Raw genomic sequence first — 25,876 nt, 5'->3', positions numbered from 1 at the left:
CTGTAAGGAGTGAAAATGTAATGCGTGAAACTGTTTTAGAAAAATCTAAAGGTAGAGCCAGCTACCATGACTCTGTGGAAGAAATGCTTAAGAGAATTAGAGAAGATGGCATGTCAAATGTCTGGGACAGGTATGCCGCTCAGGAAAAAATCCGATGTAAGTTCTGCCTGGAAGGCCTAAGCTGTCAGCTTTGTTCCAACGGCCCATGCCGAATCAATGAAAAGACCGGTCAAGATAAGGGGGTATGTGGTATAGGCAACGACGCCATGGCCATGAGAAACTTTTTGCTAAAAAATATAATGGGTGCAGGTACATATAGTCATCATGCCTACGAGGCTTTTCGAACACTTAAAGCTACAGCAGAAGGAAAGACTCCTTTTAAAATTACAGAAGCAGAAAAGCTTAGATGGATGTGTGAGAAGGTAGGCATAGATACAAATCAAGATATCAATGATATGGCTGTGGAACTTGCCATTCTGCTTGAGGATCAACAACATATTGGAGTAGAAAATAAGAATATTATGGTGGAAGCTTTTGCACCAAGGAAGCGAAAGGAACTTTGGAGAAAGCTTGGCATATACCCTGCAGGCACAGTTCATGAAGAACAAAATTGCGTAGCCAGCTGTCTCACTAATGTGGATGGCAACCATGTGTCACTGGCAATGAAAGCCCTTAGACTTGGAATAGCCACAATTTACAATACACAAATCGGTCTTGAAATGGTTCAAGATATTTTGTTCGGAACACCTAAACCCCACGAAGCAAATATGGATTTAGGCATAATGGACCCTGATTATGTTAACCTGGTATTTAACGGTCATCAGCCTTGGGCCGGAGTTGCTACAATATTAAAGGCAAGGTCAAAGGAAGTTCAAGATAGGGCTAAGGCAGCCGGAGCCAAGGGCCTTAGAGTCGTTGGATCTATAGAAACCGGTCAGGAATTGCTGCAGCGATTTGAAATGGATGATGTTTTTGTAGGACATATGGGTAACTGGCTTACAATAGAACCCCTATTAGCTACCGGTACCGTAGATGTGTTTGCTATGGAGGAAAACTGTTCTCCACCTGCAATTGATATGTATGCTGAAAAGTATCAGGTAACCTTGGTAGCAGTAAGCACCATAATTGATCTACCCGGCGTTAAATATAAAATTCCTTATAATCCTGAAGAAGTTGACAAAATGGCTGATAGATTAATTGAACTGGGTATAGAGAACTTTAAAAAGAGAAAAGAAAGAAACATTAAGGCTGTAGTTCCAAAGAGAACTCAAAAAGCAATTACTGGCTTTTCCACGGAAGCGGTTTTAGGTGCTTTGGGAAACAAACTTGATCCTTTAGTAGATGTAATTTCCGCCGGTAAAATTAAAGGTGTTGTAGCCTTAGCAAACTGTTCAACCTTAAGAAATGGTCCTCAAGACTGGATGACAGTTAATCTTACAAAAGAATTGATAAAGAGAGATATTCTCCTAGTAGCCGGCGGATGCGGAAATCACGCTTTAGAAGTTGCTGGTCTCTGCACTTTGGAAGCAGCTAATGAATTAGCCGGAAGCGGCTTAAAAGAAGTTTGCAATATGTTAAAGATCCCACCGGTTTTAAGCTTTGGAACCTGTACGGATACCGGTAGAATATCCATGTTAGTAACAGCCTTAGCAGACCATCTAGACGTAGACGTCTGCCAGCTTCCAATAGCAGTGACAGCACCGGAATGGATGGAACAAAAGGCAACCATTGACGGTATATTTGCACTGGCCTATGGTGCTTTCACCCACCTATCTCCTACTCCATTTATGACCGGAGCTCCTCAGCTAGTGGAACTTTTAACTAATAAAGCAGAAGAGGTTACCGGAGGAAAAATTGCTCTAGGAGATGACCCTGTTAAGGCAGCGGAAGATATAGAAGCTCATATAATCAGCAAGAGAAAAGGACTTGGACTTAACTGATTAAAATTAACAATGGCTATTTGTCAATTTATATGGGGCTGTGGCATTGGTGTTTAAGAAACGCTAGTGCTCAGTCCTATCATTAGGCTGAGCTTGCTATGCTGTTTCCACTTCCCCCCGTATCAAAGAAGTTCCAAGTAGCAATAGTGATCCCCTCCAGAGGCTGTTCTATGTCCTCCTCCCTTGTTGTATCATAAGATTCTATTTCTTCCTCTACCTTCCCCCTACGTTTTTTCTTCCTTGTGGGTTTTGAATTGTCTGTTATACTGGTGAACAGCATTTTTTCTCCCACTTTTAGCTCTTCTTGCTTAGGCTCTTTTATAGGTTTTTCTTGATATTCAGAAGTTGTCTGCGGTGATTGTCCTATACTTTTAACCTCATATTTTGCTTCCGGCGAAATTATTATGCCCTTGAAGATTTCCTCTACAGGGTATTGTCTTTTCACACATATTTCATAGAGGTGATTCAGGAATTCCTTATCCTTCACATCTTTAAGCTCTTTATTTATAGCAGCTATGGTTTTCTTGTTGCACTTAAAATTATGCTTAAACCAATTCATTATCATTATTTCATTTGAGGTCTTTGATACTGCTATCTTTCCATAGGCTTCAAAGGTTCTAAGATGGGTCTCTATTACCTCAGGAGCCAGTCCTGTCTCAAGTTCTGCTACTTTCATATTAAACTTATATATACCACAGTGGTTAGTCATAGTATTGGTGATCAGATACATATAGAAATATCTCTCCTCAGGCTTTAACTCCAGGACAAAATCATTCTGCCAAAACTTCTCTTGAATTTGTTTATACATACTCATTTAACTTCCTCCCTTATATTAATCTTGGTTTCTACCAATTAATATACTATTGAGGAAAATTTTGCCCCGGAGACCAGAACTTTTTTTAATTAGTATTGAGTGATGAGTAATTATGGATGTGGCTGTTGCAGTATATATCGCCGGATTAATTGTCATGTAAATAGTCATTTATTCCTTTAGCTATTCCCTCTGCCCATTTCTTTTGATTCAAAGAATTATTTAATAGTTTTTCCTCTGTTGAATTGCTTATATATGCTAGTTCAACCAAAGCGGATACTGCTTGATTATTCTTTATTACATAAAATTTTTCTTCTCTTATTCCTCTGTTAGTTAAATTCATGCTTTTAACCATATTATCCTGAATGGATTTTGCCAGCAGCTTATTCTTGGAATTTGCAGAGGAATAGTATGTCTCAATTCCTCTGACACTGGAATACTCAGAAGCATTTGTATGTATGCTTATAAACAGATCAGCCTTCGCTTTATTGGAAATATCCACTCTTGCTCTAACGTCATCCTTTTCATTTGCAGCCCAAGCAATGCTGTCACTCTTTCTTGTGTATACTACATTATGTCCTTGACTTTCTAAAATATCACCAAGCATTAAAGATACAGCAAGAGTAATATTTTTTTCTTTTACTCCAGTGGGCCCTACAGATCCAGGGTCAAAGCCTCCATGTCCGGGATCTATAACAATGTTCTTACCTCCTTGGGGCTTGATAAGAGTAATGAATTCTGCAGAAACCCATCCAGTGGAATTGTTTTGGCTGATCTTCATCCAATCCTTCTGAGTTTCTAATATACGAACTGCTTCTCCTCTATAAAGTACTTTTACCACATTATAAGTGGTACCTGGACCATTTCTAGCGTTTAGTGCAGATGCGGAAACATAACCTAACTTCTTTTCCAAAACATTGGTACTGTAATTACTTGTGTTACTGCTGTGCTGGACAGCACTTTGTTGCGGAATAATATAATCTGTTTTTACATAGCTTTGAGAAACATAACCTATGCTGTTACGAAAGTTTATTTTATACCAGCCAGCATTCAAAGAAATAATGCTTACTTTTTCATTGGTTCGCAAACCACCTATGATGCTGTATTTGGTATCGGGACCACTTCTCACTGCTAAACTGCTGGCAGTTACAATTCCAATGTTAGCACTGCTTTTAGTGCTTGCGGCAGTGGTACTTGCTTTTGTAGATGTAATTTTTTCAGAAGCTTTTACAGAAAAGTTATTTATAGAAACAGCACCCATCATAAAGGCCAGAAATAAAACCTTTTTTAAAAAACTCATTAAATTCACCCCAAATTACTTAGATTCAAGCTCTCCGATTTCTTTTCTATATATTTCCATATATTTTACAATTTATACAAGTCGTAACTTTTTTGCTAATATTATAACATAAATTTCTGAAAAATTCTTTGTTTTTTTGTAAAAACTAATCCAAAAATTAAACCTAACAGCAGTCGACAACATATAAATGTAGACTAATATTTCCAACCCTGACGTTATCAAAGGCATATAAGCTGGAAGTGCAAGTATTTGAAAGAACAGAAAGTTTGTTCATGACTGCATGGATCCCAATTACTTTTACAAACCTTGTTCTCATATACTTGATTGTCATTACATGTGAAAAAGAATTACTTAGTATTAAGAAAACTATAACAGCTGCCCTGCTTTCCTTTCCCATAATATATATAGCATTATACCCAAAAGACATATATGAAGTATTTGATTTCCTTCCATTAACTAATGCTTTTGTATTAGGCCTTGCTTTCATATATATGCCCATCATAATTCTTGTAGAGTTAATCTAAAAAAGAAGCTAATTTCACTTATAATACGTAATTATATCAAAATAGTTGGTGCATAGTTAAAAATTGTTGTGGTAGCCCTAATATAAAAAGTGTTATTATAAAATCAAGACTAATCGCCCAAATTTGGCGAGTTACTAAGGAGAAATAACCATGGACTTGAAAGAAAAGATAAAAGCACTTCCCTCTTCCTCCGGCATTTATCTTATGAAGGACTCTCAGGGAACCATAATATATGTAGGAAAATCTAAAAACCTAAAAAATAGAGTATCATCATACTTTCAAAAGAGTAAAAACCGTTCGCCCAAGGTAGAGAAACTTGTAATGAATCTCAAGGATTTTGAATATATTCTTACGGACACGGAGTTTGAAGCCTTTATGCTGGAATGCAAATTGATTAAGAAGTATAAACCTCGCTACAACCGTTTGATGAAAAACCCTTTAGCCTATAACTTTATTGGTATATCAAAATCAGAGCCCTATCCTACCCTTGAAATAATATATAGTCCTTTTTCCAAGGATAAATATATCTATTGGGGTCCATATAGCAGCAAGGGTATTGTGGAGAAAGCGGTTCAAGGAATCAAGGAATGCTGTATGATCATGTGCAGTAATCCCACCAAGAAGAACAGCAGCTGCCTAAATTATTCTTTAGGTCTCTGTCTTGGTACCTGTTTGGGTAAAGTGACCAATGAACAATATAGAGAAATAATAGAAAGAATCATGGCCCTATTTAACGGTTCTGATCATAGTATTATTGAAGAAATGGAAAGAATTATGCTGTCAGCCTCTGAGAATTTTGATTTTGAAACAGCTGCAAAATATAGAGATTATATTACCGCGTTAACCTCCATTTTAAATAAGAAGAAGGTTATAGAATTCGCAGAGGAAAATAACGGTATAATTTTAGTAGAAAAGTTAGATGAGGAATACTTCAAGTTATTTATTATTAAGGGTAATAAAATTCTCTATACTGAAAGGTACTGTCTTCAAACCACGGATATACAAAAGCTTGTTAAAGAAGTACAAAAAAGTCCTCATAACTATATAAATCCAGCTTTACTAAAGGCATCTATTGAGGTAAATATAGATGAAATAGATGAAGCTCAGATCATATACAGCTATTTGAAAAGCAATAAATGCCAGTACTGGTTAATCTGATAACCCATAACATAAAAGCTGATATTAAAAATTAAATGTTTCTAAAATATTTATTAAATCTTTTGGAGTACTTGGATAGAAGTAAATTATTTGATAATATATATTTCATAATTGATAATACTACTTTATAAAACTAAGGAGGGACAGCGTTGTGCAAAATAGAAAAAGTTTAATAAGCTACATTATAACTGCCCTATTGATTACATTAATAATAAATACTCTTTTATCCAGAGTCTCCCAGTCATCTTTGGAAGAAATCGACTATAGCCGTTTTCTATCTATGTTGAAAAATAATGAAATAGAATCAGTGGAAATACAATCAGACAGACTCTTGATAACCCCAGTTGAGGATGAAAATTCACCTGCTGATAAAAAAATCTACTATACTGGTTACCTGTATGATCCTGAGCTGGTGAATAAGCTTGAGAGTGCAGGAGTTAAGTTTTCAACACCTGTTACAGATAAACAATCGCCTATTATAACCTTTATACTTTCTTGGATACTGCCCTTTGTGTTATTTTATATAGTAGGTTCCTTCCTCATGAACTCCCTGAGCAAAAAAATGGGAGGAGGAGCTATGTCCTTCGGTAAAAGCAATGCTAAGATATATATAGAGAAAAAGACCGGTGTTACCTTAAACGATGTAGCCGGTCAGGAAGAGGCAAAGGAATCTCTCAAGGAAATAATCGACTTCCTTCATAAGCCGGAAAAATATACGAAAATAGGAGCAAAACTACCTAAAGGTGCTCTTCTTGTAGGCCCTCCCGGTACCGGTAAAACCCTTTTAGCTAAAGCTGTAGCCGGAGAAGCTAATGTTCCCTTCTTCTCACTTTCTGGTTCAGACTTCGTAGAAATGTTCGTAGGAGTTGGTGCCTCAAGAGTTAGGGATTTGTTCAAACAAGCGGAAAAAAGTGCCCCCTGCATAATTTTTATCGATGAGATAGATGCCATTGGTAAGAGCCGTGAGGGAAACATGGGCGGAAATGACGAAAGAGAGCAGACCTTAAATCAGTTATTGGCAGAGATGGATGGTTTTGATTCTTCAAAGGGTGTAGTTATATTGGCAGCTACTAACAGACCGGAAGTATTAGATAAGGCCCTGTTAAGACCCGGCCGTTTTGACAGAAGAGTTATTGTTGATAAGCCTGATCTCAAAGGTAGAGAGGCTATCTTAAGGGTTCACGGCAAGAACGTCAAACTGGCTGATGACGTCAATTTTGAAGAAATAGCTCTTGCCACTGCCGGAGCTGTAGGAGCAGACCTTGCCAATATGGTAAATGAAGCTGCACTGAGAGCTGTAAGCCTAGGTAGAGATAGGGTTCAACAAGCGGATCTTTTTGAAGCGGTAGAAACAGTTATAGCAGGTAAGGAGAAAAAGGATAGGATTATGACAGAAGAGGAAAAAAGACTTGTGGCCTACCACGAAGTCGGTCATGCCCTAGCTGCAGCAATGCAAAAGCAAACACAGCCGGTTCATAAGATTACTATAGTTCCAAGAACTATGGGGGCCCTAGGCTATACAATGCAGATGCCTGAAAAGGAAAAGTACCTAATGTCCAAAGATGAAATACTGGAACAAATTGTAGTATTACTTGCCGGTAGAGCTGCAGAGGAAGTTGTCTTTAATAAAATAACTACCGGAGCTTCTAATGACATTGAAAGAGCTACTGAGCTTGCTAGACAAATGGTAACTATGTATGGTATGTCTGACAAATTTGGCATGATGGGTCTTGAGTCCATACAAAACAGATATCTTGACGGAAGGCCTGTTCAAACATGCTCCAGTGAGACATCTGCAGAGGTAGATAGAGTAGTTCTACAGATAATAGCTCAGTGCTACGAGAAGGCTAAAACCCTGTTAAATGACAATCTAGAAGCATTAAATAAAATTTCTGAGCATCTTATTCAAAAGGAAACTATCATGGGTGAAGAATTCATGGAGATACTAAATTCAGTTTCTTCTGCTAACAGCATAGAATAAAAAAATCAGACTTCAGAGCACCTGTAAATAATGGGCCTCTGAAGTCCTTTTGTTAGCACCTATTTTAGCTGTTTTCTTCTTCAAACTTCTTCATGAATTCTACTAAAGCTTTAACACCTTCTATGGGCATAGCGTTGTATATGCTGGCTCTCATCCCACCTACTGTTCTATGTCCTTTTAGGTTCTCAAAGCCTGCTGCCTTTGCTTCCTTCACAAATTTTGCATCCAATTCGTCGGAACCTGTTACAAAAGGTACATTCATCAAGGAACGATCCTTCTTAACCACAGTTCCCTTGAACATGCTGCTGGAATCCAAGTAATCATAAAGTATAGCAGCTTTTTCTTCGTTTATCTTCTTCATAGCCTCTAAGCCGCCTTTTTCCTTAACCCACTTAAACACCTTACCACAGATATATACCGTAAGCCGGTGGTGTGTTATATAACGAAGCATTGTCTGCATGAATTTTGTATTTTAGCATGGTTGGAGTACCCGTAAGCACTTCTTCGCTGATTAAATCTTCTCGAATTATTACAATAACAACTCCTGCAGGTCCAATATTTTTCTGAGCTCCTGCAAAAATTAGTCCATACTTACTTACATCTACCGGTTCAGATAATATATCTGAAGACATGTCAGCCACCAATACCTTATCTCCGGTTTCAGGAAGTTCATTGTACTTGGTTCCATATATAGTATTGTTATGGCAGATATATACATAGTCTGCATCATCAGAAATCTTTAAGTCTTTTACATCCGGTATATATGAAAAGGTCTTATCTGCTGAAGATGCCAATATATTTACCTTTCCATATATTTTTGCCTCTTCAGCCGCCTTCTTTGCCCATTGCCCTGTGATAATATAATCTGCTACTCTGTTTTTCATTAAGTTCATTGGTACCATGGCAAACTGTTGAGATGCCCCACCTTGTAAAAATAATACCTTATAATTGTCAGGAATGTTCATCAAATCCCTTAAGGTTGTCTCCGCATCAGTAATAATTTGCTCAAAAGCTTTTGATCGGTGACTCATCTCCATAACAGACATTCCTGTGCCGTTATAATCCAGCATTTCTGCCGCTGCCTCTCTGAGCACCTCCTCCGGTAACACCGCTGGTCCTGCAGAAAAATTATAAACTCTTGACATACTATAGCCCCCCTATTAACCCTTTAATGGCATGTTGCACAATGTAAGAAAATTGCGTATTAACGCAATTTTCTAAATGAGTAATGAGCAGTGAGTAATGAGTAATTGAGGAATATTTTTCTCCGCTTGTCTAAGAAAAATCTTTAATTTTATTATTTATATAGGCATGCGATATCATGTCCAATGTTTTATGAGACACGAGATGGTCAAGTTATAAAAATTAAGAATTATTAATGAATAGTGTATAATCATGGTATATTTTTGTAAGCTTACATTAAAGAAACACTAAAAAATAATTTAGTAGAAATTCAGCTCCGCTGAATTTCATCCATAATTACTCATTACTCATCACTCATTACTCATTACTAATTAAAAAAGTGCTTCGCAATTTCTTTCCATTCTGCAACATACCCATCTAGTATTTAATCATAATCATGATTCTATAATATTACAGATCCTAAAGCATATCAAGGGCAAAATTGATAATTTGTTAAAAAAATAGCACATTCTTTCACAGAAAAGCAATTTATACTTATAGTCTGCATACAGCGGACAACATTCGATAAATTTTAGGTGATGCATCTACCCTGAAACTATTCTTATTATCGTTTGGAAACCGATATCCATATTTCACTCTTATAATTTAGCAGATTGGTATCTTTTTTGAGAAAGCTTTTATCTCAATAAAACACCTTGGCATATGGCCAAGGTGTTTTATTATCTATTATATTTGTTCATATAGTGGTTTAGTGCTTGTGCACCTTTAAAGGCTAAACAGATAAATGATATATAAGCCAGTATTCTAAGTATTGATTCAATTATAGCAATGGCCTCTAAATTAACTAATACCCCCATAATCATCCTCCTAAAATGGATATTATTTATATTTCAATCTTATACTAATTTATGATATTTTAAAAGTGATATTCTGCAGCTATGAAAAAACTCCTTCAAAAATATAAAAAAGTGATCGACTAATCAGTCAATCACTTTTACAATTATCTTCTACCCTTTTTTAATGATTTTTGAAATTTAGACAACCCTTTTTGAAAGGCCTTTTCTTTCATTCGCAAACTTGTATTCTCTTTCCTCTCAGCAAATTCTGCCTCTTTCTTTAGCTTTATGAAGTTTTGCCACCTATCCTTAGAAAGCTCTCCCTTTTCCAAAGCTTCTTTTACCGCACATCCGGGCTCTGAACCATGACTGCAGTCCCTAAATTTACATCTTGTTGCCAGGTCCTCAATGTCACTAAAGGTTGTAGATATACCTTCAGTAACATCCCATAGACCAAGTTCTCTCATTCCCGGTGTGTCAATAATCATAGTACCGTTATCAAGCATAATAAGCTGCCTATGGGTGGTGGTATGCCGTCCCTTGCTGTCATCTTCTCTTATTCCGCTTACTTTCATAATCTCACACCCTGCAATGGTGTTTACCAATGAAGACTTGCCTACACCGGAAGAACCGAGAAATACAATTGTTGTCGCTGGCTTGATATATTTTTTTAATTCCTCCATTCCTTCACCGGTAAGTGAGCTTATTGCTACCACAGGAACCCCCACTGCCATACTCTCAACTTTTGCCTTATACTCCTCATAATTGGGGCAAAGATCCAATTTGGTCAGAACAATTACCGGCATACCGCCACTCTGCCAGGCAGTGGCTAAATACCTTTCCAGTCTTTTTAAGTTTAAATCATGATTTAATGAAGTCATGATGAATACATAATCAAAATTCGTTGCCACCACCTGTTCTGTTTCATTGAAAGAGTCAAGTCTGGAAAATTTGCTCTTTCTGTCCAAGACTTTGTATATAATATCTTGGCCATAGGGATTGTTTTGAACAAATACAAAGTCCCCTACTGCTGGATAAACAACATTTTGCTCACCATTGTAAAAAAGTGATCCTTTAAGCCTAGCACCTTTTTCACCGAATTCTGTTATTATAGTATAATATTCTCTTTGAACTTCAATTACCCTAGCAGGTATTAAGCCCTTATCACCTATACCAAACATTTCACTTTGCACCTTAAAAAAATCTGTATATCCATATCTATCCATTTTTACATTACTCATCAATTACCTCCGTTACATCTTTAATGAATGAAATAAATTTATTACAAAAATACTTTAAACAATTATTCAAATCACTCACAGCAACACCTCCTTGATAGATAACAAGACTCTAAAAATGGGCATAAAAATTCCGTAGACAAGCAACCTCTTAATTAGGCTACTATCTACGGACATAAAAATAACATGACCTTCCTGCCATGTTACTAATCCTCAATAGTCAGTATAATATGAAAGGTTAACTACAACTACGGAAATGTAACACTAATAAGGCATTTCCTTATAAGGTACACTCACGCCCATATTAAGTTTAAACTACAACCACCTTAACACTTGTTTTCATATGACATCTCTCCTTTCATAGGATACTAATCATTACACTACATACTGATAGGTTAAGTATATCATCTTAGGATTATTATGTCAAATTCACAATATTTAGTTTTTTTCTTCACAATAGACAAAAGTCGTGTTAAACTATCAATAATTGCAGTAATTAGGACAACTATTCTGTATAGAAATTAGTCAATTGTCCTAACCTATTGTGCATTACATTAATATATTTAAAACTATAGGAGGAAAAATCATGGGAAACCTAATGAAAAAATGGAACCAATTAAGCTTAGTAACCCAAATAGCCATAGGCTTAATTATCGGAATAGTCCTAGCTATAGGAATTCCAGAAACGGCCAAACCAATCACAATTTTGGGTTCATTATTTGTTGGTGCTTTGAAATCAATCGCCCCAGTACTGGTATTATTTTTAGTTATGTCTGCTATTGCCCAGCATAAAAGAGGTCACCAAACAAATATGAAATCAATAATTGTTCTCTACCTTATAGGAACATTCTTAGCTGGACTAGTAGCGGTTATTGCAAGCTTCTTGTTCCCTGTGAGCCTGACACTTGCTTCAGGTGCTGAGAACTTGACTCCACCCGGTGGCGTAGTGGAAGTTATAAGATCCTTACTTCTAAATCTGGTGGATAATCCTGTAAAGGCACTTTTGAATGCTAACTATATCGGGATACTATCCTGGGCTGTATTGCTTGGTTTTGCATTAAGAACAGCACCTGATTCCACAAAAACGATGCTCAGCAACTTCTCTGATGCAGTATCCACCATAGTACAATGGGTAATCAAGTTTGCTCCTCTTGGAATTATGGGGCTCGTATTTGATTCCATAGCCACAAATGGTCTATCATCCCTACTGGACTACGGTAAATTACTGGTAGTACTAATTGGATGTATGGTCTTCATAGCACTTGTCGTTAACCCAATAATAGTATTCATAATGATACGCCAAAACCCATTTCCACTGGTGTTTAAGTGTTTAAAGGAAAGTGGAATAACCGCCTTCTTTACGAGAAGTTCTGCAGCAAACATACCTGTAAATATGACTTTGTGCGAAAAGTTGGGCTTGGATAAGAACTCCTATTCTGTATCAATTCCCTTAGGTGCTACCATCAATATGGCCGGTGCCGCAGTTACAATTTCTGTTTTAGCTCTGGCTGCGGTTCACACTCTTGGTATTCAAGTGGACATAGGTACTGCCTTTATCCTAAGCATACTTTCCGCTGTATGTGCCTGCGGGGCCTCTGGTGTAGCTGGTGGTTCCTTACTTCTTATTCCACTGGCCTGCAGCTTATTCGGTATATCAAATGACACTGCCATGCAGGTTGTAGGTGTGGGCTTTATCATAGGAGTTCTACAGGATTCCTTTGAGACAGCAATCAATTCATCTACTGATGTGCTCTTTACAGCAGCTGCTGAATTTGCTCAATGGCGAAAAGAAGGAAAGAAAATTGTAATTAAAAAATAGTCGATGAAAACTGCGTATCTACGCAGTTTTCTTAATTAGATCCCGCGAACCGTGCCAATTCTTCGTTAAACTTCTCTCGTTCATCATAGAACAGTCCGTGTCCCCTTAACTCAAATGGAACAAGCTTAGAATCTTTTATCGTCTCTTTCTGTGCCTCTGCTAGGGCGAATGAACACACTTTGTCATGAATACCATGTAGTATTAATGTAGGAACATTAATAATGTATTCTTTGCGCCTTAAATTTGTGAATTAAAACTTCGTTCATAGGTTTCTAATTATAAAGGGTAAGAAATTTAAAAAACGAAATAATATTTTTATAGCTTAAAACCTTTACATTACTTATAATCATATTAATATAAACTTTTTAAATTAGTTGCTAATAGGAGGTAACAAATGAATAAGAGAGCTTTAAAATTAGTCTGGTCCGATGAATTTGACTATGAAGGACGTCCTGATCCTGAAAAATGGAGTTATGAAGTGGGAAACCATCAATGGCCTAATAATGAAGCCCAAGCCTATACAGACCGGCCTGCTAACATAAGAGTGGAAGATGGCAAAATGATAATTACAGCCTTAAAAGAACAGGATGGAGAAAGAGAATATACTTCTGCCAAATTAGTTACCTATGGCAAAGCCTCCTGGAAGTATGGACGAATTGAGGTTAGAGCAAAGCTTCCCGGAGGAAGAGGGGCTTGGCCTGCTATCTGGATGATGCCGGATTCCTTCCATGAAGGTATTGATTGGCCTAATTGTGGTGAAATTGACATCATGGAGTTTATTCCTAACGCTACTAACTCCAAAATATTTAGGATGACCTCTCGGCAGAACGATATGGCTAGCTCCTTCAATCCTGAGAAATCAATAGTACTGTTTAGCCTTCATTCAGAATTACACAATCACAGCAACAAAGATACAGTACAATACACCCACATGACTCAAGAAGTTGAAACTGCTGCCACTGAGTTTCATACCTATGGAATAGATTGGACAGAAGATTATATCGAGTTTTTTGTGGATGATAAGCCTATGGTCCGCTATAATAAATCTGATGATAATGAGGATCAGTCATTTAGAAGCTGGCCCTTTGATCAACCCTTCTATCTAATAATGAATATTGCTGTAGGTGGTTCCCTAGGTGGAGAGATACACGACGAGGACTTGCCTTATGTAATGGAGATTGAGTCAGTAAAAGTTTATCAATAGTTTCGCAGCTAATAATACATAAACAGTATCCACACTAAGAAATCTAGTCTGGATACTATTTTTTCATATCTCTCTTACTGATATGTTTGTACATATGCTAAACTATCGTTCTATAGTTTTTTCATCGAAACAGGCTAAGCCGAAAATGCACCCCACCGCTAAATCCATAATTTCTTCTCTCATTTCATCATAGTTTTTTGAATGTACCGCATCTACAAATTCCTTAAATTCTTCTGTCATAACACCAAGTATTTCATGTCTGCTTGCAAAGGATCCATAGCCTTTTTGATTAAGTCTGTATCTCAATTTTTCTGCGACCTTATCTACTGCATTCATAACTTGTTCTTCAGTAAGTTCCTCTCTAGGCAAAATAATTCTCCTTCCTAAATATGATTAATCACAGAAGACACTGAACTAACGGAAGAAGCGGAGAGATTTTCAATTTTTATAATTTATGGTGTAATCTCGTTTATGTCATCTCATATACGAAATTTTAATTATCTCTAGTAAAACCCTTCCGCGTAATTCCGTGTCTTCTGCATCTTCAGTGATTAATATTTTGTCATTTATTTTCCTATAATGCTAATTTAGTATGTTACTCAAGTATTTTTCTACAGCTTTGAGATCTTTATTACTGCGGACTGCATAATCGGCTGCTTGTTCCTTGCTAATCTTATTGATATCGAAGTATTTTGCTTCCTCCGATGCAAAGTAGAGGCCGCATACGGTGGCTGCAGGCTGCATCATAAAGCTTTCTGTGAGAGACACTCCGGTATTTTCCTGGCCCTTAAGCAGTTCAAAGAGTTTAAGCTTTTCACTGTGGTCCCTTAGAGATGGGTAGCCAAAGGCCGGCCTGATTCCTCTATACTTTTCTCTCAACATTTCTTGAACGGAAAGTTCTTCATCCTGTACATAGCCCCAGTATTCTTTACGTACCTGCATGTGAAGTAATTCTGCAAAGGCTTCAGCCAGTCGGTCTGCCAATACTTTTATCATAATGGCCTTATAGTCGTCGCCCTCAGCCTTTAGCTTTTCAACATATTCATCTGCTCCCAGTCCGGCGGTAACTATAAAGCCTCCAAGATAATCCGCTATTCCTGAGTCTTTAGGTGCAATATAATCTGCCAGACATCGGTATTCACCCTTCTGGTTTACCTCCTGCTGTCTCAACATATTAAAGGTTGTAAGGACTTTATCCCTACTTTCATCACTGTAAAGTTCAATGTCATCTCCCAAGGAATTTGCAGGGAATAAGCCAAACACTGCATTGGCAGTGAGGATTTTCTCTCTTTCCAGAAAGTCAAGCATTTCATTGGCATCATGCATGAGCTTCTTTGCTTCTTCAGCATATTTAGGATTTTCCATTATATCAGGATACATTTCCTTCATGCCCCAGGCCACAAAGAAGAACGTCCAATCTATAAATTTCCTCAATTTACTGATAGGAAACTCCTTTAAGGTTTTAATGCCAATGTAGTTAGGTTTATCTATTTTAATGTTTGACCAGTCAAGTTTAACGCCATTTTCTCTGGCTTCAACAATATCCAGAAGCTTACGCTGAATTTTATTGTAATTTTCCCTTGTGGTCTTGTATTCAGCGTTAATTTCCTGAAGGTATGCCCCTCTTGTGTCCTTGTTTGCAAGTTTCTTTGCTGCCTCTACAGCCTTTGAAGCATCTTTGGAGTGTACTACCCCCTTTGAATATCTTGGTGCTATCTTTAATGCTGTATGGGTAGGTGAAGTGGTTGCCCCACCCACCATGAGGGGAATATCAAAGCCCTGCCTTTCCATCTCCTCTGCAACAAAACACATCTCCTCAAGGGATGGAGTTATAAGGCCGCTCAGTGCTATGATATCTGCTTTCTCTCTTTTAGCGGTTTCCAATATTTTTTCACTGGGAACCATAACTCCCAAGTCAATTACTTCGAAGTTATTACAGGCAAGCACTACGGAAACAATGTTTTTACCTATGTCATGCACGTCTCCTTTTACAGTGGCAAAAACCACCTTTCCTGCACTGCTTTTCTCTCCGCTGTTCTTTTCCGCTTCTATATAGGGCAGCAGAACACTGACTGCCTTCTTCATAACTCTTGCGCTCTTAACCACCTGAGGCAGAAACATTTTCCCCTCTCCAAAGAGGTCTCCCACCATGTTCATTCCATCCATCAGTGGCCCTTCTATAACCTGCAGAGCTTTTTCATATCTTGCTCTTACTTCCTCCACATCCTGTTCTATATAGTCAGTGATTCCTTTAACCAAGGCATATTTCAGTCTTTCGGCAGCATCAGATTCTCTCCACTGCAACTTATTATCTGCCTGACTGACTTCATTGTTTTTATAATTCTGGGCAAATTCGAGTAATGCTTCTGCTGCATCTGCACTCTTATTTAGCACTACTGCTTCAACAGCTTCCAATAGCTCCTTATCAATTTCGTCATATATCTGTATCATGCCGGGATTAACTATTCCCATGTCCATACCTGCCTTAATGGCATGATATAGGAATACTGAATGCATAGCTTCTCTTATGACATTGTTTCCTCGGAAGGAGAAAGAAAGATTGCTTACTCCCCCGCTTACCTTTGCATAGGGAAGATTATCCTTTATCCAGGCCACTGCCTTGATATAGTCCACCGCATAGTTATTATGGTCTGGTATGCCTGTGGCAATGGCCAAGATATTGGGATCGAAAATTATATCTTCCGGTGGAAAATGCACTTCTTTTACAAGTATGTCATAGGCCCTCTTGCATATCTCTATCTTTCTTTCATAGGTATCCGCCTGACCTCTTTCATCGAATGCCATTACAACTATTCCGGCACCAAACTTTTTTATTAAGCTGGCCTGCTCTATAAATTGCTGCTCCCCGACTTTCAGTGAGATGGAATTTACTATTGGCTTTCCTTGTATGGCCTTTAATCCCTTTAAAAGCACTTCAAACTTTGAGGAATCGATCATTACGGGCACCTTAGCAATGTCCGGCTCACTAGCCAAGAGTTTTAAGAAGATATCCATCTCTGATTCTGCATCTAGAAGGGCATCATCAAAGTTGATATCGATAATTTGAGCGCCATTTTCCACCTGTTCCTTTGCAATGGATAGGGCTTCCTCATACTTTTTCTCCCGGATAAGTCTGGCAAACTTGGCCGACCCGGCCACATTGGTTCTCTCCCCGATATTGACAAAATTGTTTTCTTTGTTGATCCTTACAGCCTCCAGACCGCAAAATACAGTTTCTCTTGGCAACTTTGGTAGTTCTCTCGGCTTATAATTCTTTACAGTTTCATATATAGCCCTTATATGGTCAGGGGTAGTACCGCAGCAGCCTCCAACTATGTTTAAATGTCCTTCCTCTGCCAGTTCCTTCACCACCGATGCAGTTTCCTCAGGAAGTTCATCATATTCTCCTAGGGAGTTAGGTAAACCAGCATTGGGATAAAAGCTAATATACAGGCTCTGGGACTTGGAAAGTTCCTTTATAAAGGGAACCATCTCTTTAGCTCCGAAGGCACAATTTAAGCCTATGCTTATAATCCTATCACTTTTTACACTTTCTGCGAAGGCCTCCAGAGTTTGGCCTGAAAGCACCCTGCCACTTAGGTCAGTAATAGTTCCAGAAATCATAATAGGCAAGTCTATGCCTTTTTGGGTCAGCACATTATCAGCGGCTATTAATGCCGCCCTTGCATTTAAGGTGTCAAATACGGTTTCTATCAGCAGTATATCCACTCCACCATCAACTAAGCCCTCTATCTGTTCCTCATAGGCCTTTTTAAGTTCGTCAAAGGTTATATTTCTAATTCCGGGATTTTCCACATTCGGTGATAGGGAAGCAGTTCTGTTGGTAGGTCCTATGGAACCTGCCACAAATCTAGGTTTATTGATACTCTTGGAGGTATACTCATCCGCAATTTCTCTTGCTATTTTGGCCCCAAAATAGTTTAAGTCATAGACCTTGTCCTCAAGCCCATAATCCCCCTGTGAAATTCTGTTACTGTTAAAGGTATTGGTCTCTATGATATCTGCCCCTGCTTCAAGGTAAGCCTTGTGTATATCAATTATTATTGATGGATTTGTAAGATTTAATAAATCGTTATTGCCTTTTTGACTTTTATGGCATTCACAACTTCCATGAAATTCAGCTTCACTTAAGCCATGCTTTTGTATACTTGTTCCCATTGCCCCATCAAGAACAAGTATCCTTTCCTTTAAGTAAGTATCTAATTTTAAAGTCATTTAATCGCCCCCTGATTTGTTTTCTGAGTAAAAAAAGGCTCCCTGCTGCAGGAAGCCTTATAGTTAAAAATCAACTTAATAAGCTTCTTATCTTTCAGCCTTCGCTGCAGGATTTAGCACATGCTAGCACAAAGCTAGTGTTGCTGGGTTTCATTGGGCCTTTCCCTCCACCTCTCTCTATAAGAACCTTCTTTATAATGTTAATATGAGTATATATTTAGTTTTAGTTATAGTCAACAATTGTTTTTAAATAAAGTGTATTTTGGTGGTTAACGGATATCATAGACACTTCTGAGCTTTATGCCCACCGGTTTTCCCTTTAAAATTTTTACTCTTCTTTCACCGGCATTCATATCAAAATAGTTGTCTTCAAGCAGCATATTGTCCTCTTCATTTATTATTTCCACACTTCTTGCATAGCTTTTTGCTGTAACTATAATCTCGTCACCTTCTACTCTGTAGCTCAACTGGGGGTCAATAAATTTAAAGTGTTTTGGTACAGAGAATATTACCGTGCCCTGGGAAATTACCTGGCCGTCCTTTAACATTTCATAGCTTACATAGTCCTCATAAAGTGAGGCATCATTCATATCAACGGTGTCAAGCCACTTGCTGGATAATTTCTCCACCACAACTTCATAAGAGCCCTCTCTTTTTATCTCAGCTTTGTTATTGCGGAGAGCCCATCTTACTGTAACCTTCTCATCCTGCATGGATTCATTTGCCACGCAAAGTTGGATGGACTTCACTACTTCATATGGCTCTGCGTTTACATTTGTATTCTGCGTCAGGATTCCTTCTTCCTTACAGGACAGCATAAGCGGTGCAAAGAATCTCTTGGCATAGTAATGGAGAGCCTTCCATCTTCCGTAATAATCTATGGAAGCCCAAGAGGCTACCGGCCAGCAGTCATTTAACTGCCAGTAAACAGTACCCATACAGCGGCCTCGGTTTCTTCTAAAATGCTCAACTCCGTAACGGATAGCATCTGCCTGCAGCAATTGAGAAGCATATATCAAGGTATCAAAACTGTTTGGATAGAGGTAGGTGGCTCCCATATAGCTCATGATCTTGCTGTTTGCCCCATCATTTCTTTGGTGTTTCTCCATAACATAGGAGAAAATGTTTCTATCCTCCGGCTCAGTGAAAGTTTCAATAGTTTTAAGTGAGGGGAAGGACTGGAAGCCAAATTCCGATACATATCGGAAAAAGAACTTTCTATACTCTGTAAAAGGCTTGTTCCCATGCCATACATCCCAGTAATGTACATCGCCCCTGTTTTCATCATTTGGATTGTCAAAGCCTCCACCTGAAGATGGGCTTGCAGGCCAATAAAAGGTCTGCGGATCATATTCCTTTACCATCTTTGGAATGATGTACTCATACATTTTTACATAATCGCTCTTAAGTTTCGGAGTGAGATCCCAGATACCCCTGTCCACAAACATTTCCATCTCATTGTTTCCACACCAAAGAGCCAGGGAAGGATGGTTTCTGATTCTCTTGATATTATCCTTAAATTCGGCCTTTATATTTTCTTCAAATTCTTCTGTGAGGTTATAGTTTGCACAGGCAAACATAAAATCCTGCCATACCATAAGTCCCAGTTCATCACAGGCATTCCAGAAGGTATCATAAGGATAGTTTCCGCCTCCCCATACACGGATTACATTAAAATGTGCATCCTTGCACTGCTTTAAAAGCTCATAAGTCCTTTGTGGCGTAACCCTGGTCAGTATATTATCTTCCGGTATATAATCCGCACCCATAGCAAATATCTTGATACCGTTTACCTCATGAGCAAAGCTCTCACCGTATTCGTCCTTTTCAATGCACGCTGTCATGGTTCTTAGACCAATTCTCTTCTCCCAGAAATCCAGCTTTTCTTCACCATGCATTAGGGTTACTTTTACCTTGTATAAAGGCTGGTCTCCGTAGCCATTGGGCCACCAGAGCTGAGGCTTGTCTATTTCAATATACTTCGGTGAATCCCCATAAATTATCTCTTGTCCATCCGGATCAACAAGGGTAACTTCATAGGAAAATCCACGTCTTACTGCTTTATTATCCCTATCATAAAATCTCAGGTTTTGCTTTCCCTCTGTTCTTGCAATGTCCACTTGAAGTTCAAGGGTTACCCTGCCATCATTATGCTCCTGCCTGACATAGACACCGTCTATTCTACCTTTACATACACCAAAGAGTGCTACATCTCTCCATATCCCCATATCCGGAAGTCTTGGACCCCAATCCCATCCAAACATGCAGTGAGCCTTTCTTATCTGTGGAAAGCCCCTCATGGCATCTTCAGAACCGCCAATGTGTATTTTATCATCCGCCTCTCTTATGAACTTTGTGGGAGAATAAAAAACTATTTTTAACTCATTGTCATCGTCTTTAAGATATTTCTTTACTTCAAATTCCCAAACTCTGTGCATATTATTTACAAACCCCATATGATATCCGTTCAAGTAAATATCTGCAAGAGTGTCCAATCCATCAAAATGCAGGATAATTTCTTCACAATTAAGCATATCCTTTGTAATGTCAAAGCTTTTGCAGTATTCGTAATCCTCTTCCATGAGCTTTAAAGCCTTTAGCTCATTATCCCTATAGTAGGGATCCTCCATTTTATTGTTCCTTAGCAAGTCACTGTAAACAGAGCCGGGTACAACTGCATTCATATAATCTGCATCATGAATGCAGCGCATCTTCCAGGTACCATTCAGTTTTTCAATAAGCATTACTTTTCCTCCCTCCGTAATAAATCTCGATTGTAGACCATTTTTTATAATTATATTCTCAGTTAAGGCATTGAAATTTTAATACCCTAACTATCTACCAACAATAATAACCATCCACTTCTTATTCCTCCCAGAGTTTAAGAAAAATATTAATACATATACATTATAGCATTACTTTTAACATTTATTAACATAAACTAGAAAAACAAAAACCACAGATGCACTGTGAAATTTCAGTGACATCTGTGATTTTTTATTTCAGATAGACTACACTATTTATGATATTTAATTGTTATTATTATGTGTAAATATTTCTCACTTAAACTATTGAACTATTGGCTGTAGTACCACTTAATACTAATTATTTTTTGAACTCCTTAACTAATTGCTCAAAGGCAGGTATAGACCTCTTTATCATATCAAATTCAACACAGTAAGACATTCTAAAGTATCCGGGACATCCAAAACCGGACCCAGGCACCAGCAGAAGATTGTATTTGGTAGCAATTTTTGCAAATTCTATATCATCCGGTATAAGTGCTTTAGGGAACATATAAAAGGCACCTTGGGGTTTTGTACATTCAAAGCCCAGTCTAATGAGATTATCATACAAAAAGTCCCTTTTGGCCTTATAGTCTTCCACATCAATTTTAGCATCCAGTGAATCAGCCACGACTCTTTGGAACAAGGCTGGAGCGTTTACAAAACCCAAGGTACGGTTGCAGAAAGTCAAGGCCTTCATCAGCAAGTCAACATTTTCGATATTGCTGCTGGCAGCAATGTATCCAATTCTTTCACCGGCAAGGCCTAGAGATTTACTGAAAGAATTAACTATTATTGCATTTTTAAAAATACTTAGGATGGAGGGCATCTTTGTACCATCATATATTATTTTACTGTAGGGTTCATCAGATACTATATATATGGTACTTCCATACTCCTTTTCCTTATCCCCAATAATGTCATTAAGTTTTTTTAAGTTCTCCTCTGTATAAATAACTCCTGTTGGGTTATTAGGAGAATTTATAATAATGGCCTTGGTCTTAGGTGTTATGTGTTTTCCCACTTCCTCTAAATTAGGCTGAAAGTCAGAGGTCTGTGCAGGAACAAGCACAAGCCTTCCTCCACTATTGTCTACATAGGACCCATATTCTACAAAGTAGGGAGCAAATGCTATGACCTCTTCCCCTTCATTTAGTAAGGATTTAAAAACCACATTCAGTCCGCCGGCAGCTCCAACTGTCATCACTATATTTTTACCGCTTAAACTTATCCCACTTTCATCTTCCAGGCTTTTTGCTATTTTCTCACACACATCCGGATAACCGGTATTGCTCATATACTTATGCAAGCCAGTCTCACCGCTTAACACATGTTTCTTAAGGGATTCCAGCACTTCCACAGGTGGTTCGCCAAAGGGATTTCCCAAGCTGAAGTCATAAATATTCTCCCTGCCATGTATTTTTGCAAGCCTATTGCCTTCCTCGAACATAGCCCTTATCCAGGAAGACCTTTCTAGATTCCTCACAATCTTTTCTGAAAACATTATAAACACCCCAATTTCATTTAGATTAAAATATATTTTTTAAGTATATCATATAATTGGCTCACATGCACTATCAATAAGCTTCAATATTCTAAATAAAAATACCCGCCGAAGCGGGTACTTCTAATTATTGCTTTTCTTTTATATATTAACAGCCAAAATGATCTTTGTCGCCTTTACAAAGTAGCAAGAACAATAGGGCAATTACTAGAAATAAAGCTACCTTGTGGCAACATTTCTTGTCATCAAATTTTATATGATCAAATTTACAAAAGTCACAGCGGTCGAAGCAATCACAGCAGTCACAGCACTTACAGCAGTCGAAGCATTTACAGCTGCAAATGGTCTTGCAGCACTTTTTCTTACATTTTGACACTTATTTCAACTCCTCTTCTGCATAATATTAAAAATATGATTTTATATTGTATTTTATGACAAGAAATCAACCTTTGTTACATATTTCATTGAAATAATAGTTAATATCATGTAGAATAAGAATGTTATTATCTTAACAGACAAGCCGTTAAATGAAAATTCACAATAAGAGGAGCTAAGTATAAAACATATAGTACGGTTCGCTTTATATTTCTCAGGCTTATTCATTCTTGACTTAGGAATAAATCTTGCAATTAAATCTGATTTGGGAGTATCACCCATTTCGTCCTTTCCATTATCCATAAGCATAGCTAGAGAAAAAAATAAGGGATTATCTCAAGGCAATTTTAAGACAATCCCTTATTGATTATTTGCTTAAATCAATAAACAACCTTAATTATTTTTTCCACCTTAAGAAGAGATCCTTATATTCTTTCATAAAATTCTCAGAAATCACTATGTTGTTGCCGTCATCGCTTTTGTTCTCCTCACCTACCGGTACAGGATTACAGCCATTTCTCACCTTCTCTATCTGATCCACGTCAAAGACATTTCCACAGTTTTGACATACAAAAGTATCACCCTCTTGTAAGTAATACCCTCTGCCTGAGGCGTAACATATCTGGCAGGTATTTAAGGCTGTTCTGATTGTACCATCCTTAGCTTTTACTGCAAAGACCTCCATGGTCACATTGTCTACCTTGTAGGGATAAAACTTTGCAGTTTCCGTAACTTCAACCTTGGGTATAATTAGATCACCACTGGTAAGGACATCCTCAATCACGGTCTGGTTTTGTGATTTTTCAGTATTGTTTGACTCAACCGGCTTATCGGAAAACAATGCCACTATAACAGCAATAACCATTATCAAACCTGTCATGGAGCTAATAATCACCATCCTGTAGTCAGCTTTCTTTTTATTCTTCTTGGTTAACGTTCTTTTTTCAATATTTCTTACATTATTTTTTTTAGACATCTATATCTCTCCTCTCCAGATCTGAGTAAATATTACTAAAAACTTATGAAGTTCTTATGTAGATATATAAATTTAGCAAAAAAAGTTTGTAAACTCTTCAAGTTATTTTTTTGTCTTCATAAAATCAACATATACATCGTATATAATTTATAATTGCATAGTTAATTAAATAAAAAGTACTATATGAAATTCCGTACTAATGTGGGAGGGTCTTATGGGGATTAGAAGAGATAAGATAAAAGTGTACGAAATGACCTGTACATCTTGTGAAAATCGAGTAGAAAGAGCTATCAAAAGTTTGGATGGCGTAGTAAATGCCATGGCAAATTACAGTGGAGAATTTGCTGTGGTTGAATACGATGACGAATTCTGTGATTTAGATAAGATTAAAGAAGCAGTGAGAAAAGCTGGGTACTCCGTTCAAAGTTCCAATGATTATAAATTTATAGGCATACTTATTGCAGTGGCAGCTGTAGTATTGCTAGGCTTGAAGACAAGCGGCTTTGATATGGAAGAAAAGTTAAGCAATGCTTCCTATGCTGTCCTCTTTGTTGTTGGAGTACTTACATCCATTCACTGTGTGGGCATGTGCGGCGGTATAATGCTTTCACAGAGCCTATCAAAAGAAAGTACAAGCCGATTGGAAGCAATGATGCCTGCTTTTCAATATAATTTAGGAAGAGTTGTGTCTTACACCCTTCTTGGTGGGCTGGTTGGCGCTCTCGGTTCAGTTTTTTCACTTTCAATTGCAGCAAAAGCTGCTCTGCAAATATTTGCCGGTGCCTTTATGCTAGTAATGGGTTTTAACATGGCTGGTTTTAAAGTCTTTAGAAAATTTTCGATAAAACTTCCTCATTCTGTATGCAAGGTTAAAAACAGTTCAAATTCATCTTTTGTGGTTGGTCTGTTTAATGGACTTATGCCCTGTGGTCCACTGCAGACTATGCAACTTTTCGCTTTAGGTACGGGCAGTGCCATTAAGGGAGCCTTATCAATGTTCATGTTCTCTATTGGAACTGTGCCCTTGATGTTAACCTTCGGAGCCCTTTCCGGCCTATTAAGTAAAGGTTACACAAAAAAGATACTTAAGCTTAGCGGAGTACTTATCATCTTTCTAGGGATAATCATGGGAAACAGAGGCTTCACATTGATGGGCATAAATTTAAATCCTTTTAAAGCAATTGCCAATAGTTCTAAAGATTTATTAAATGGAAATTCCACCGATTCACTAAATAGCAATGTGGCTAAAGCTACTATAAAAGATGGTGTTCAGGAAATCGTAATGACCGCCGGCAACGGAGGCTATATGCCTAATGCCTTCTATGTTCAAAAAGGCATACCGGTGAGATGGATAATTAAAGGTGAAAAGCTGAATTCCTGTAATAATGCCATAATAGTCCCCTCATTAAACCTAGAGTTAAAATTAAAAAAAGGTGAAAATGTAGTAAAAGAATTTATTCCCGGTGACAAAGACATTAACTTCAGCTGTTGGATGGGCATGATAACAGGTGTGATTAAAGTAGTAGATAAGCTTGATACAGTAGATACATCCGTGGAGGATCCTTCAATTCCTCCTGCAAGTTCAGTTCCAGGTTGTTGTTCAGTTCCTCTGGAGGAAGAGGATGAGCCGGCTTCAACCAGCATATATGGTAATGACTTAACAATCATACCAACTACAGTATTGGTTAACAAAGCCACTGTAACCGAAAAAGAGCAGGCAGCACAGTTTAACGGATATGGCAATGTGTTTCAACCCCTGATAGTAGTCACCGGCAGTAGTAATAAAACTAAGTTAACCTTTGATCTATCAGCCTTTGATGTTGTTGATGGTGAATATGTAATTGCAGATGTTCTCACAGGAGAAAAAGTTGCTACCTTTATAGGCAAAAATGGAATTAATGAGGTGGAATTCAATGCTCCAAAAGCCGGAGGTTATGGTATTTGGTACGGAGACTATCTGCTGGGTGTCATTGAAGTGGTTAATGATTTAGAGTCTGTAGATTTAGAAGATATAAGGAACACGTATATTAATTAGAAGATGTGAG

18 protein-coding genes, 2 pseudogenes and 1 riboswitch are annotated in these 25,876 nt (G+C 37.8%); of the genes and pseudogenes, 8 read left to right on the top strand and 12 right to left on the bottom strand.

Translation table 11 applies throughout. The features are described from left to right. Positions 1-20 precede the first annotated feature (20 nt). Complete coding sequence (cooS, locus tag FHY60_RS08140; RefSeq protein ID WP_139904496.1) at positions 21-1,940, top strand: anaerobic carbon-monoxide dehydrogenase catalytic subunit; 1,920 nt, start codon at positions 21-23, stop codon at positions 1,938-1,940. 82 nt (positions 1,941-2,022) lie between these two features. Here cooS and FHY60_RS08135 read toward each other — a convergent pair whose 3' ends face one another. Further along, complete coding sequence (locus tag FHY60_RS08135; RefSeq protein WP_139904495.1) at positions 2,023-2,754, bottom strand: hypothetical protein; 732 nt, start codon at positions 2,752-2,754, stop codon at positions 2,023-2,025. 145 nt (positions 2,755-2,899) lie between these two features. Further along, positions 2,900-4,051 carry an N-acetylmuramoyl-L-alanine amidase family protein gene (locus FHY60_RS08130; RefSeq protein WP_139904494.1) on the bottom strand — a complete coding sequence of 384 codons (1,152 nt, stop codon included), beginning with the start codon at positions 4,049-4,051 and terminating at the stop codon, positions 2,900-2,902. Positions 4,052-4,248: 197 nt separating this feature from the next. On the opposite strand from FHY60_RS08130, the gene FHY60_RS18690 reads away from it, so the two are divergent. From FHY60_RS18690 to ftsH, 3 genes are all read left to right on the top strand, one after another. Beyond that, positions 4,249-4,575 carry a GerAB/ArcD/ProY family transporter gene (locus tag FHY60_RS18690; RefSeq protein ID WP_139906336.1) on the top strand — a complete coding sequence of 109 codons (327 nt, stop codon included), beginning with the start codon at positions 4,249-4,251 and terminating at the stop codon, positions 4,573-4,575. Positions 4,576-4,725: 150 nt separating this feature from the next. Continuing rightward, positions 4,726-5,733, top strand: coding sequence for a GIY-YIG nuclease family protein (locus FHY60_RS08120; protein ID WP_139904493.1), 1,008 nt, complete (start codon positions 4,726-4,728; stop codon positions 5,731-5,733). A 151-nt stretch (positions 5,734-5,884) separates the two neighbouring features. Then, the gene (gene ftsH, locus FHY60_RS08115; protein ID WP_243122256.1) at positions 5,885-7,714 is read left to right on the top strand and encodes an ATP-dependent zinc metalloprotease FtsH; all 1,830 of its coding nucleotides are present in this window, start codon (positions 5,885-5,887) and stop codon (positions 7,712-7,714) included. Between the two features lie 64 nt (positions 7,715-7,778). Here ftsH and serC read toward each other — a convergent pair. The 3 genes and pseudogenes from serC to rsgA form a co-directional block, all read right to left on the bottom strand. Then, positions 7,779-8,859, bottom strand: a pseudogene (gene serC / locus FHY60_RS08110) (3-phosphoserine/phosphohydroxythreonine transaminase). A 717-nt stretch (positions 8,860-9,576) separates the two neighbouring features. Continuing rightward, positions 9,577-9,714, bottom strand: coding sequence for a hypothetical protein (locus FHY60_RS17845; RefSeq protein ID WP_163216022.1), 138 nt, complete (start codon positions 9,712-9,714; stop codon positions 9,577-9,579). A gap of 143 nt (positions 9,715-9,857) precedes the next feature. Next, complete coding sequence (rsgA, locus tag FHY60_RS08105) at positions 9,858-10,934, bottom strand: ribosome small subunit-dependent GTPase A (RefSeq protein WP_139904491.1); 1,077 nt, start codon at positions 10,932-10,934, stop codon at positions 9,858-9,860. A gap of 583 nt (positions 10,935-11,517) precedes the next feature. Between rsgA and sstT the strand changes: the two genes are divergently transcribed. Further along, complete coding sequence (gene sstT, locus FHY60_RS08100) at positions 11,518-12,750, top strand: serine/threonine transporter SstT (protein WP_139904490.1); 1,233 nt, start codon at positions 11,518-11,520, stop codon at positions 12,748-12,750. Positions 12,751-12,781: 31 nt separating this feature from the next. Here sstT and FHY60_RS18305 read toward each other — a convergent pair. Then, a pseudogene (locus tag FHY60_RS18305) lies at positions 12,782-12,970 on the bottom strand (alpha/beta fold hydrolase); the annotation flags it as partial. A 174-nt stretch (positions 12,971-13,144) separates the two neighbouring features. On the opposite strand from FHY60_RS18305, the gene FHY60_RS08090 reads away from it, so the two are divergent. Beyond that, complete coding sequence (locus FHY60_RS08090) at positions 13,145-13,954, top strand: glycoside hydrolase family 16 protein (protein ID WP_139904489.1); 810 nt, start codon at positions 13,145-13,147, stop codon at positions 13,952-13,954. Positions 13,955-14,056: 102 nt separating this feature from the next. Here FHY60_RS08090 and FHY60_RS08085 read toward each other — a convergent pair whose 3' ends face one another. From FHY60_RS08085 to FHY60_RS08065, 5 genes are all read right to left on the bottom strand, one after another. After that, positions 14,057-14,323: a MazG nucleotide pyrophosphohydrolase domain-containing protein gene (locus FHY60_RS08085; RefSeq protein WP_139904488.1), complete on the bottom strand. Its 267-nt coding sequence runs from the start codon at positions 14,321-14,323 to the stop codon at positions 14,057-14,059. Positions 14,324-14,536: 213 nt separating this feature from the next. Further along, positions 14,537-18,190 carry a methionine synthase gene (metH, locus tag FHY60_RS08080; RefSeq protein ID WP_139904487.1) on the bottom strand — a complete coding sequence of 1,218 codons (3,654 nt, stop codon included), beginning with the start codon at positions 18,188-18,190 and terminating at the stop codon, positions 14,537-14,539. A gap of 84 nt (positions 18,191-18,274) precedes the next feature. Beyond that, a riboswitch (SAM riboswitch) is annotated at positions 18,275-18,376 on the bottom strand. Between the two features lie 83 nt (positions 18,377-18,459). Then, the gene (locus tag FHY60_RS08075) at positions 18,460-20,934 is read right to left on the bottom strand and encodes a beta-mannosidase (RefSeq protein ID WP_139904486.1); all 2,475 of its coding nucleotides are present in this window, start codon (positions 20,932-20,934) and stop codon (positions 18,460-18,462) included. 361 nt (positions 20,935-21,295) lie between these two features. Next, positions 21,296-22,480 carry a pyridoxal phosphate-dependent aminotransferase gene (locus FHY60_RS08070; RefSeq protein WP_139904485.1) on the bottom strand — a complete coding sequence of 395 codons (1,185 nt, stop codon included), beginning with the start codon at positions 22,478-22,480 and terminating at the stop codon, positions 21,296-21,298. Between the two features lie 148 nt (positions 22,481-22,628). Further along, a complete protein-coding gene (locus tag FHY60_RS08065) occupies positions 22,629-22,856 on the bottom strand; it encodes a hypothetical protein (protein ID WP_139904484.1) in 228 nt (75 codons plus the stop codon). Positions 22,857-23,036: 180 nt separating this feature from the next. Between FHY60_RS08065 and FHY60_RS18790 the strand changes: the two genes are divergently transcribed. Next, on the top strand, positions 23,037-23,222 hold the full coding sequence (locus FHY60_RS18790; protein ID WP_479723581.1) for a DUF6198 family protein: 186 nt from the start codon (positions 23,037-23,039) through the stop codon (positions 23,220-23,222). Positions 23,223-23,252: 30 nt separating this feature from the next. Here FHY60_RS18790 and FHY60_RS08060 read toward each other — a convergent pair whose 3' ends face one another. After that, complete coding sequence (locus FHY60_RS08060) at positions 23,253-23,831, bottom strand: DUF2318 domain-containing protein (RefSeq protein WP_243122255.1); 579 nt, start codon at positions 23,829-23,831, stop codon at positions 23,253-23,255. 214 nt (positions 23,832-24,045) lie between these two features. Between FHY60_RS08060 and FHY60_RS08055 the strand changes: the two genes are divergently transcribed. Continuing rightward, complete coding sequence (locus FHY60_RS08055; protein ID WP_139904483.1) at positions 24,046-25,866, top strand: urease accessory protein UreH domain-containing protein; 1,821 nt, start codon at positions 24,046-24,048, stop codon at positions 25,864-25,866. Positions 25,867-25,876 lie beyond the last annotated feature (10 nt).

This window comes from Clostridium thermarum, from assembly GCF_006351925.1.
Lineage (GTDB): Bacteria > Bacillota > Clostridia > Clostridiales > Clostridiaceae > Clostridium_AU > Clostridium_AU thermarum.
Note: the sequence above shows the minus strand (reverse complement) of the source record. Positions and strands in the feature narration are given on the sequence as shown.

What these genes read in the sequence shown, in the direction of transcription:
- FHY60_RS08055 (WP_139904483.1), top strand. Translation starts at nt 24,046, where the DNA reads ATGGGGATTAGAAGAGATAAGATAAAAGTGTACGAAATGACCTGTACA.
- FHY60_RS08120 (WP_139904493.1), top strand. Translation starts at nt 4,726, where the DNA reads ATGGACTTGAAAGAAAAGATAAAAGCACTTCCCTCTTCCTCCGGCATT.
- cooS (WP_139904496.1), top strand. Translation starts at nt 21, where the DNA reads ATGCGTGAAACTGTTTTAGAAAAATCTAAAGGTAGAGCCAGCTACCAT.
- metH (WP_139904487.1), bottom strand. Translation starts at nt 18,190, where the DNA reads ATGACTTTAAAATTAGATACTTACTTAAAGGAAAGGATACTTGTTCTT.
- FHY60_RS08070 (WP_139904485.1), bottom strand. Translation starts at nt 22,480, where the DNA reads ATGTTTTCAGAAAAGATTGTGAGGAATCTAGAAAGGTCTTCCTGGATA.
- FHY60_RS08060 (WP_243122255.1), bottom strand. Translation starts at nt 23,831, where the DNA reads ATGTCTAAAAAAAATAATGTAAGAAATATTGAAAAAAGAACGTTAACC.
- FHY60_RS08135 (WP_139904495.1), bottom strand. Translation starts at nt 2,754, where the DNA reads ATGAGTATGTATAAACAAATTCAAGAGAAGTTTTGGCAGAATGATTTT.
- FHY60_RS08075 (WP_139904486.1), bottom strand. Translation starts at nt 20,934, where the DNA reads ATGCTTATTGAAAAACTGAATGGTACCTGGAAGATGCGCTGCATTCAT.
- sstT (WP_139904490.1), top strand. Translation starts at nt 11,518, where the DNA reads ATGGGAAACCTAATGAAAAAATGGAACCAATTAAGCTTAGTAACCCAA.
- FHY60_RS17845 (WP_163216022.1), bottom strand. Translation starts at nt 9,714, where the DNA reads ATGGGGGTATTAGTTAATTTAGAGGCCATTGCTATAATTGAATCAATA.
- FHY60_RS08130 (WP_139904494.1), bottom strand. Translation starts at nt 4,051, where the DNA reads ATGAGTTTTTTAAAAAAGGTTTTATTTCTGGCCTTTATGATGGGTGCT.
- rsgA (WP_139904491.1), bottom strand. Translation starts at nt 10,934, where the DNA reads ATGAGTAATGTAAAAATGGATAGATATGGATATACAGATTTTTTTAAG.
- FHY60_RS08090 (WP_139904489.1), top strand. Translation starts at nt 13,145, where the DNA reads ATGAATAAGAGAGCTTTAAAATTAGTCTGGTCCGATGAATTTGACTAT.